This window comes from Actinopolymorpha sp. B11F2 (assembly GCF_040195635.1).
GTDB lineage: Bacteria > Actinomycetota > Actinomycetes > Propionibacteriales > Actinopolymorphaceae > Thermasporomyces.
The window spans coordinates 278,339-287,420 of record NZ_JBEFTX010000008.1 but is presented as its reverse complement, the minus strand read 5'-3'; the positions used below and the strand labels follow the sequence as shown (position 1 = coordinate 287,420).

7 protein-coding genes are annotated in these 9,082 nt (G+C 68.5%); 2 read left to right on the top strand and 5 right to left on the bottom strand.

Annotated elements, in window-relative coordinates; all coding sequences use genetic code 11:
* The first annotated feature begins 702 nt into the window (after window positions 1–702).
* On the top strand, window positions 703–1,464 hold the full coding sequence (locus ABN034_RS17215; RefSeq protein ID WP_349692011.1) for an alpha/beta hydrolase: 762 nt from the start codon (window positions 703–705) through the stop codon (window positions 1,462–1,464).
* 25 nt (window positions 1,465–1,489) lie between these two features.
* Here the strand turns inward: ABN034_RS17215 and ABN034_RS17210 are convergent, their stop codons facing one another.
* Entirely contained in the window at window positions 1,490–2,233 is a 744-nt protein-coding gene (locus ABN034_RS17210; RefSeq protein WP_349692010.1) for a M50 family metallopeptidase, read from the bottom strand.
* A gap of 49 nt (window positions 2,234–2,282) precedes the next feature.
* Between ABN034_RS17210 and ABN034_RS17205 the strand changes: the two genes are divergently transcribed.
* A complete protein-coding gene (locus ABN034_RS17205; protein WP_349692009.1) occupies window positions 2,283–2,789 on the top strand; it encodes an NUDIX hydrolase in 507 nt (168 codons plus the stop codon).
* Between the two features lie 5 nt (window positions 2,790–2,794).
* On the opposite strand, the gene ABN034_RS17200 is transcribed toward ABN034_RS17205, so the two are convergent.
* From ABN034_RS17200 to pheS, 4 genes are all read right to left on the bottom strand, one after another.
* Window positions 2,795–4,372 carry a Rieske 2Fe-2S domain-containing protein gene (locus tag ABN034_RS17200; protein WP_349692008.1) on the bottom strand — a complete coding sequence of 526 codons (1,578 nt, stop codon included), beginning with the start codon at window positions 4,370–4,372 and terminating at the stop codon, window positions 2,795–2,797.
* 178 nt (window positions 4,373–4,550) lie between these two features.
* Window positions 4,551–5,363, bottom strand: a complete 813-nt coding sequence (locus tag ABN034_RS17195; RefSeq protein WP_349692007.1) for an SDR family NAD(P)-dependent oxidoreductase — start codon at window positions 5,361–5,363, stop codon at window positions 4,551–4,553.
* Between the two features lie 35 nt (window positions 5,364–5,398).
* Window positions 5,399–7,876, bottom strand: coding sequence for a phenylalanine--tRNA ligase subunit beta (gene pheT, locus ABN034_RS17190; RefSeq protein ID WP_349692006.1), 2,478 nt, complete (start codon window positions 7,874–7,876; stop codon window positions 5,399–5,401).
* Window positions 7,876–8,985 (bottom strand): phenylalanine--tRNA ligase subunit alpha, encoded by a 1,110-nt coding sequence (gene pheS / locus ABN034_RS17185; RefSeq protein WP_349692005.1) that lies wholly within the window; start codon window positions 8,983–8,985, stop codon window positions 7,876–7,878. The genes pheT and pheS overlap by 1 nt, the downstream gene beginning before the upstream one ends.
* Between the last annotated feature and the right edge of the window lie 97 nt (window positions 8,986–9,082).

Genomic DNA, 9,082 nt, shown 5'->3' with positions numbered 1-9,082 from the left:
GCGGCAGCGGGCCCGCCGCCCTTCCCCGAAGGATCAGTCGAGAGAAATGAACAACCCGTGAGCGATGCGGCCGCGAGGGCGCCCCCGCCCCAGAGCAACAGGTCTCGTCGCGTCACGCGCACGTGGTTGTCGTGCGATGCGGTCATCGTGCGACCCCTTCCGTCGGGGCTCCGTCGTAGCTTTCGGACACTTGGTAAGCGCTCTCCCATTGTCAAAAACGGGTCAGCGCGTCAGTAGTCGGACACACGTCACCGACCACGTCCACGGAACGGTTCCCCGGACCCGCTCCCGCCCCGTCATCGTGATTGGTTGACGTGACGATAAGGCCCGAGCCATGCCCGGACAACAGCCCAGACGCCCCCATCCCTTCACAGGTCCGTAACCGGACATTCACAGGTGACAGCGCGAAACGTTTCGAACTCAGAGGGGCCCGGGGATCCTGAGTGCTGGGTAATGCATCTCCGCGGACCGTGGCGTTTCACCAGCGGTACGCGGATGGACACCGAGGCCAGGGGAACCTAACCTGAGCAGGGGAATGGGTCGGGCGTCGCGATGATCGTGGGGCCTCCGGGGTTCTCTCACACGGATGCTCCGCGATCTCGCACGCCCCCTTCCATCTCACCGCCTCGTCTGCCGCACCTGAGGCGGCACCTTCCTGCCCGATCTACGATGGCTTTCCTGTCCGAGGCACGGAAGGTCCTCATGGGAGCAGCGGCCGTCAGCAACCGGCAGGTCGACTACGGGCTGGGCGAGTGCCTCGACATCTATCGACCTGGCATCTCCCCGCATTCGACCGAGCGCCTTCCCGTCGTCCTTCTGTGGCACGGCGTCGGCGTTGCCGAACGCGGCGTTCTCGCACCACTCGCGCGCGCGGTCGCCCGTGGCGGCTCTCTTGTGGTCGTACCCGACTGGCGTTCCTCGGCGGCGGACCGTGGGCGCGCGCATCTGCTTGCCTCGTTGGAGTTCGCGCGCACGCGAGTGGATGCGTACGGTGGCGACTCTTCACGGTTCGTGCTCGCCGGGTGGTCCCGCGGTGCTCGTGCCGGAATGGGACTCGTCCTGCGCCCGGAGGTCGTGAACGGCTGGCGACCGGGAGCGTTCGTCGGGATCGCCGGTGGCTATGGCCCGCGCCCGCACGGTCAGAACTCCGACGCGCCCACCACCGGATCGATTCCGCTCGAGGACGCACGATCCTCCACCGCGGCTCCCCTGCCCGTCACCCTGGTGCACGGCATGTCCGATCCGGTCGTCGACATCGAGCAGTCCCGAAGCGTGGCCGGGGTACTCAGGGGCCGTGGTTGGGACGTGACGCTCACCGAGGTCCCGGACGCCGATCACTCCTCCATCGTCTGGGCCGACGACGACCCAGTAAGGGAACGTTCCCGTCCTGGCAACAGCGCGCAGTCACTCCGTGACGGCTCGATAACAGCACGTTCCGTACTGGAAGCGTTGGATCGCGTCTAGAACCTGGTGACCTGGGAGACACGCCCTAGCCGGCCGCCGGGTCGAGCGTCGGGGCGAGGTCGGTCCAGCTGACGAGCAGGCTGGCACCCATCACCAGCGCGCCAACGGCGACCAGTCCGAAGAACGTCACCCACACCAGCCCGGGCACGCCGGTCAACCTGGCCAGCTGGTCGGCGTCGGAATCGCGCGCCGCCCGGCGGGCCCGCTTCTGCTGGAGTTCGCCGACCGGCCGGACTCCGGCGAAGAGCAGAAACCACGTGAAGGAGTACGCAAGTGCGGCCTGAGCCCGCTCGGGCGCGAACCACGAGACGGCAAAGAGGGCCAACCCGGTGGTGAGAATGGAAAGGATGCCGTAGGCGTTCCGGACCAGCAGAAGCATGGCGGCGAGGGCGGCGATGCTGAGCCACAACAGTGCCGTGATCCGGCCCGCCGTGAGCATCGCGGCGAATCCCAGACCGAGCAGCGACGGCGCGACGTACCCGGCGAGTGCGGTCGCCACCATGCCCGGTCCGGTCGGCCGGCCTCGCGAGATCGTGACGCCGGAGGTGTCGGAGTGCAGCCGGATGCCGCTCAGCCGCCGCCCCACCAGCAACGCGACCAGGGCATGGCCGCCTTCGTGCGCGATCGTGACGACGTTGCGCGCCCAGCGCCAGAGGTTCCCGAGCATGACCGCCGCGAGTGCCGGCAGGCTGCACAGGAGAACCTCGATGGCAGGCGACTCCTGCTGAACACCGGTCACGTCCTTCCACAGCTCGTCAAGGGAGGACATCGGGCAAAACTACTGCACTTTCCCCCGGTCAATGCTTACGGTCGTCGGCGTGAGCGAGCCGACCGCATCGAAGACCGCCGCCCGGTCCCGCCCGTGGACTGGCGTCCGCGCGTACATCGAGCGAGCGACCAGCCGGGTGCTTCCCGTCGACACCGCTGGCAGGGTGCTCCTGTTGTATGGATTCGACCCCGTGCGCCCGGAGGAGCCCTTCTGGTTCACGGTCGGTGGCGCCATCGACCGCGGCGAGACACCGCGCGAGGCAGCGCGCCGGGAGCTGCTCGAGGAGACCGGGATCGTCGTCGACGCGTCCGTCTTCGGGGAGCCGCTGGCGTCGTACATGGTCGAGTTCTCCTGGGGTGGGTACTTCGTCGTCCAGTCCCAGGCGTTCTTCGCCGTTCGGGTCGGCGAGGTCGCGGTCTCGTTCGACGGGTTGGATGCCCTGGAGAGGGCCACGACCGTCTCCTACCGCTGGTGGTACGGCGACGAGCTCGCCGCCAGCGGGGAACGCTACCCCGACGGGCTTCCCGCGCTCATCCGCCGGGCCGCCCACGAGTGAGGGCGTCAGTCCTCGGGCACCTCGTGTGTGGGGACGGGCACGGGCATGTCCGCCGCCGTGGCCTTGCGGGCCTTGATCGGCCGGTCGCTCGCGTTGAGGCAACGCCCCGTCGACAGGTCGAACTCGTACCCGTGCATGGAACACCGCAACCGGTCGCCCGTGACCTCGCCGAAGTAGCTCAGGTCGGCCTGCCGATGAGGGCACTTGCGTTGGACCATCCAGTCACCGAGCTGGATCTCCTCCACCTCGTCCTCCTGCTGGGCGTACCAGCGCTCGGCGTAGGTCATGCGTTCCGGTGAGAGGCACTTGAAGAACGTGTAGACGAACTCGTTGTACGGACCGATCCGCGAGGCGCCGAACCGCAGGCTCAGGAAGAGGCTGTTGACCCAGTCCCCCTCGTCGTCGGCGATCAGCCGCTCGATGAGGGTGCGGTCGAACCGGAAGCGGTACCTGCACTTCTCGCCGTTCCACGGGCGCACCTCGCGGTCGATGAAGTCGACGACGATCTGGTCAGTATCGCCGATCTCCATGAGCAGTTGGGCGCCTACTCCGGTGCTGATGTGGTCGGCGATCTTCAGCAACGGTTCGAACCGCTTCTTGATCTCGGGCAGGATGTTGACCTGTGGGGCGGGCCACGCCGCCTTCTCCTTCTCCAGCCGCTGGCGCACACGTTCGGCGTAGGACTGGAGGTAGAGCGCCTTGTCCTGGTACGGCGCCATCGGGTGATCGTCCGGGTGGGTTACCTCGGCCGCGTTTCCGGTGGTGATGCCCAGCACGCTGCCAGGCACCATGAGCAGACCGTTGTTCCGTTCCTTCTCCCGCAGATAGTCGAGAAAGACCGGGTGGTCGGGAAACGGGTTCGACGGGGAGTTGTCGATATCGTTGTACTGCATCAGGTCATCATCGAGAAACGCCGCCGGCCCAGCCGAGGGAACCACATAGCGGGCGTTGATCTCCTCGACATAGCGGTACGCGCGCGCCAGGCCGTTCTCCCGCTTACTCCGGCCAAACGCAACCTTCGCCGACTCGGGAAGGTCATAGACAAGTGGCCACCAGTTGGCGCCGGAGAACTGCAGGAAATGCACGTCGTAATCACCGAACGAACGCACGACGTCGAGGTCGATCGGTTTCGCGTCGTTCTGGTTGAGAAGACGTGCGGTCCCGTCGTCGACCGCGAGTGCGGAGTCACCGATGGGTCCGTCGCTGGGCGAGACAAGCGCAACGATCATGATGCGCAGCCCGCCGCCGAGCATGACCGGCTCCGAGTTCGGTACGGTGACGAAGTTGGTGAAACCCAACTCTCGCAGGGAATTCTCCAGCTCCGGTGTCTGATAGTCGGGCAGGAGGACAGTGGTGGCGTGCGACACGCCCGTACGCAGGAACTCAGGATCGAAATGGTCGTGATGCAGGTGCGACACATACAGATAGTCGGGATCTCGGTACCCGTCCCAGTCCAGCTTACTGTTGTCCGGGAACGGGAACCATGACGCGAAATACGCGGGATTGACCCACGGGTCACACAGTATGGTTCCAGCGGCTGTCTCGATAAAGAAACCGGCATGACCGATCGACGTTACCCGCATGTCGCAATCAAACTTTCTCTACGCCTGACGAATTGAATCCGGCACGACATTTCCCGGCGCCTCTTTTCAGGGGCCGAGCACGTTCACATTCAACTCGTCGAGGGCGCGGGCAACCGGAGTTTGCGACAACTCCAATGCGCGGGCGAAAAGTGTGGAGAGGTCAGTGCAAATGTGTTTGTCAGGCCAGTGGGTCGTCGCCGCCGTAGGGGCGAAGCCGCAGTGTGCGGGCATCGTCTCGCGCGATCGCGTCGGCGCGCTCCAGCAGGTCTGACAGGTCGTCGGTTCCTGCCCGGAGATAGCGGCCCGACAGCGGGTCCAGCCGGCCGGACGCGATCGCCTCGATCATGCTGGTCACGGCTTCCACCGGAGTCCAGGCCGTGCGTTCCCGGTGGGTCGGCATCGCGCCGGTCATGTCCGTCCGGACGACGCCGGGTGCGACGTCGAACGCCCGAACGCCGGCAGGACCGGCTCCGGCGACGATCGAACCGGTCAGCCGGAGCAGGGCCGTCTTCGCGACGCCGTAGGCGCTGTAGATCGCGCTGTCCTTGAGCGCTGCCCCGCTGGTGATGTTGACGATCCGACCGGCCCTCCGGTCGACCATCGCCGGCAGAATTGCCCGGCAGAAGAGATACGGCCCGCGAAGGTCCGTTTCGACGACCGCCCACCACTCGTCAGGGTCGGACTCCCACAACGGGACCTCACTGGCCTCGATCCGGCCGGCATTGTTGACCAGCAGATCGACCGAACCAAGCGCCGATCGCACGGTGTCGACTGCGGACCGCACCTCGTCGTACCGGGTGACGTCGGCCGTCGCCGTCGCTGCCCGCGCGCCGGTGGCCTCGCATTCCCGGCGTACGCGCTCGAGTGCGTCGGAGTCGCGGGCGGTCAGACCGACGGCGACACCGGACCGGGCAAGCGTCAGCGCGATCTCCCGTCCGATGCCACGGCTCGCACCCGTCACCAGGGCGACCTTGCTCGCGTTGTCCGCCATTGGTTGCCTACGCCTTCCCCGCGTTGTTACCCGTTTCAGGCGCCCCGCTGGACCGCTCCGGTGCGCCGGGCCGCTTCGTCGACCGCGGCCTGCTTCGCCGCGCCGACCTCGGCATCGGTCAGTGTCCGGTCGGGCGCCCGGAAGCGCAGCGCGAACGCCAGGGACTTCGTACCTTCCGCGATCTGCGCGCCGGTGTAGACGTCGAAGAGGCGTACGGACTCGAGCAGCTCGCCGGCGCCCTCCCGGAGAGCGGCCTCGACGTCGGCCACCGGAACACCAGCGTCGACGGTCAGCGCGACGTCTTCCTTGGCCGGCGGATACGGGGAGACCGTGGGCGCCGCCACCGGCCCGGTCCGCGCGCCCAGCAGCGACAGGTCCAGCTCCATCGCGCACGCGCGGGCCGGCAGGCCGTACGCCTCGACGACCTTGGGGTGCAGCTCACCGGCATGGCCCACGAGACGCCCATCGACGCGCAGGATCGCGCACCGGCCAGGATGCCACGGGGCATGCTCGTCGGCGCGTACGTCCAGGTCCATGCCGGCCGCGCCCGCGACCAACCGGGCCGCCTGGATCGCGTCGGCCCATCCCGCCTGCCGACCGGCGCCCCACCAGCCGGACCGCTCCCGCTCGCCGCACAGGACGACACCCACCCGGCGAGGCTGCCGCGGGAGGGCGGCATCGAGGGCCGCGATCTCCTCGTCGGTCGGGCGGTGGTCGACCGGGAGCCGCGGCGCGGGTGGCGTGTCTGACTCCGGTCGGAAGACCAGGCCAACCTCGAAGAGCGCCAGGTCAGTCATGCCGCGTCCGACGTTGCGCCGAGCCGTGTCGAGCAGGCCAGGAAGCAGAGTCGTACGCAGCAACGGCTGCTCCTCCGACAGCGGATTGGCGAGCCGGAGCGCCCGCCGGCGGGCGTCTTCGGCGGGAAGCTGGAGCCGGTCGAAGTCGGCCACCCCGACGAAGGGGTACGCCAGGACCTCGACATAACCCGCACCCGCCAACGTCTGGCCGATCAGGCGACGCAGCCGCTGGTCGGCCGTGAGGCCGCGCCCGGGTGGTGCGACCGGCAGCACACTGGGCACGGCGTCGTAGCCTTCGAGGCGGATGACCTCTTCGGCGAGGTCGTTGGGGTCGGTGAGGTCGGGACGCCACGACGGCGGGGTGATGGTCAGCGCGCCGCCGGCAGCCGTGACCTCGCAGCCAACCTCCTGCAGCCGGCGTACGGTCGGCTCCGCGGCGATGTCGTAGCCGGCGACCCGGGACGGGTGGTCGGCCGGGATCGTGAGCGGCTCCCGCGGCGGAACCACGCCGACGAGCGTTGTACCGTCCTCGATCCGGCCACCGCCGATCTGGACGAGCAGTTCCGCCACCCGCCGCGCCGCGAACGCCTGAAGCTGGGAGTCGACGCCGCGTTCGAACCGCTTGGACGCCTCACTCGACAGTTTGTGCCGCCGGGACGTACGCGCGATCGTGACCGGATCCCAGTACGCCGCCTCGACCACGATGTCGGTCGTCTGCTCCGACAGTTCCGTGGTCGCGCCGCCCATGACCCCACCGAGCCCGACGGGACCGGAGTCGTCGGTGACCACGAGATCCTCGGGATCGAGCACCCGGGTCACACCGTCGAGGGTCTGCAGCTTCTCCCCGGGCTCGGCCCGACGGACCACGATCGGGCCACGCAGTAGCGCACGGTCCCAGCCGTGGATCGGCTGGCCCAGGTCGAGCATGACGTAGTTGGTGACGTCGACACCGAGTGAGATCGGCCGCATTCCGGCCAACTGGATCCGCCGCTGCAACCACCGTGGGCTTGGCGTGGCCGGGTTGAACCCCACCACAGTGACCGCCGCGAACGACGGGCAGCCCACCGGGTCGTCGACCCGCACCGGATAGCCGGCATCGGAGGGCTCGATCAGGGAATCCTCGACAGGATCGGTGAACGCCAGACCGAACGCCGTCGCCGCCTCGCGCGCCACCCCACGTATCGACATGGTGTAGCCGCGGTCGGGTGTGGTGGCGATGTCGAGCACGTCGTCACGCAACCTCAGCAGCGCGACGGCATCCGCGCCGGGCTCGACCGTCTCGCCGGAGTCCAGCACGATGATGCCGGTGTGGTCGTCACCGAGTCCGAGTTCCAGAGCCGAGCAGATCATGCCGTCGGACACGTGACCGTAGGTCCTGCGGGCGCCGATGGTGAACCCACCGGGCAGCACCGTGCCGGGCAGCGCCACGACGACGAGATCGTCCTCGGCGAAGTTGCGGGCACCACAGACGACGCCGCGTGGCTCGGCCTCGCCGACGTCGACGCTGCACCAGCGAATGGTCTTGCCGTTCTTGTGCGTCTCCTCGGCGTAGGACAGAACCCGGCCGACCACCAGCGAGCCGCTGACGTCGGCACCCACCTCGTCGACCGCCTCGACCTCGAGCCCGGAGCGGATCAGCCGATCGGCCACCTCGCGGGCACTGACGCCGGGGGGCAGGTCGACGTACTCCCGCAACCACGAGATCGGGACCCGCATCAGCTCTCCCATCCGAACGCCTGGGTGAACCGCACATCACCCTCGACCATGTCGCGCATGTCGGCGATGCCGTGCCGGAACATCAGCGTGCGTTCGATCCCCATCCCGAACGCGAAGCCGGAGTAGCGGTCGGTGTCGACGCCGCAGGCGGTGAGGACGCGGGGGTTGACCACTCCGCAGCCGCCCCACTCGATCCAGCCCTCACTCGCGCACGTGCGACACGGCCGGTCCGGGTTGCCGACGGACGCGCCGCGGCACACGAAGCACTGCAGGTCGAGCTCGGCACTCGGTTCGGTGAACGGGAAGTAGTACGGGCGCAGCCGGGTCCTGATGCCCTCGCCGAACATCGCCTGCGCGAAGTGGTCGAGGGTGCCCTTGAGGTGCGCCATCGTGATGCCCTCGTCGACGACGAGCCCCTCGACCTGGTGGAAGACCGGCGTGTGGGTCGCATCGAGCTCGTCCGTGCGGTAGGTCCGACCCGGACACACCACGTAGATGGGCGGTTTGCGGGCCAGCATCGTGCGTGCCTGGGCGGGTGAGGTGTGGGTACGCAGGACGACGCCGGCTTCCTCCGGGTCGACGAAGAACGTGTCCATCGTCGTACGTGCCGGGTGTTCCGGTGGGATGTTGAGCGCGTCGAAGTTCAGCCACTCGGCCTCGACCTCGGGCCCTTCGGCGACCTCCCAGCCCATCGCCACGAAGACGTCGGCGATGCGCTCGGAGACCGTGGTCAGCGGATGCCGGGCGCCACGAGGCTCGACGTCCCACGGCAGGGTGACGTCGACGGCCTCCTCGACGAGGATCCGGGCCTCGCGCCTCTGCTCGAGCGCGGCCTGGCGCGCCGCGAGGGCCTCGTTGACGGCCTTGCGGGCGGCGCCGATCCGCATACCGGCGTCCTTGCGGGCCTGCGGTGGGAGTGAGCCGATCTCGCGGTTGGCGAGCGCGAGCGGGCTGCGGTCGCCGGCGTGGGCGAGGCGCGCCTCGCGGAGGGCGTCGAGATCTTCCGCCGCCTCGATCGCGGCCAGCGCCTCGTCGCGCATCCGCGCCACCTCGTCGGGGTGCAGTGGCGTGACCTCGACCGGATCGTAGTTCGTGTTCGGGCCGGACATGTTCAGTCGGAGGGTCCCCTCATCAAGTCGTACGCCTGGCAAAGTCTAGGGAGACGCCCGGCGGTGGCCAGCCCAGCCCTGCCCGGCGCTGGCCGAG

What these genes read in the sequence shown, in the direction of transcription:
- pheS (WP_349692005.1), bottom strand. Translation starts at nt 8,985, where the DNA reads ATGTCCGGCCCGAACACGAACTACGATCCGGTCGAGGTCACGCCACTG.
- ABN034_RS17200 (WP_349692008.1), bottom strand. Translation starts at nt 4,372, where the DNA reads ATGCGGGTAACGTCGATCGGTCATGCCGGTTTCTTTATCGAGACAGCC.
- ABN034_RS17195 (WP_349692007.1), bottom strand. Translation starts at nt 5,363, where the DNA reads ATGGCGGACAACGCGAGCAAGGTCGCCCTGGTGACGGGTGCGAGCCGT.
- ABN034_RS17210 (WP_349692010.1), bottom strand. Translation starts at nt 2,233, where the DNA reads ATGTCCTCCCTTGACGAGCTGTGGAAGGACGTGACCGGTGTTCAGCAG.
- ABN034_RS17215 (WP_349692011.1), top strand. Translation starts at nt 703, where the DNA reads ATGGGAGCAGCGGCCGTCAGCAACCGGCAGGTCGACTACGGGCTGGGC.
- pheT (WP_349692006.1), bottom strand. Translation starts at nt 7,876, where the DNA reads ATGCGGGTCCCGATCTCGTGGTTGCGGGAGTACGTCGACCTGCCCCCC.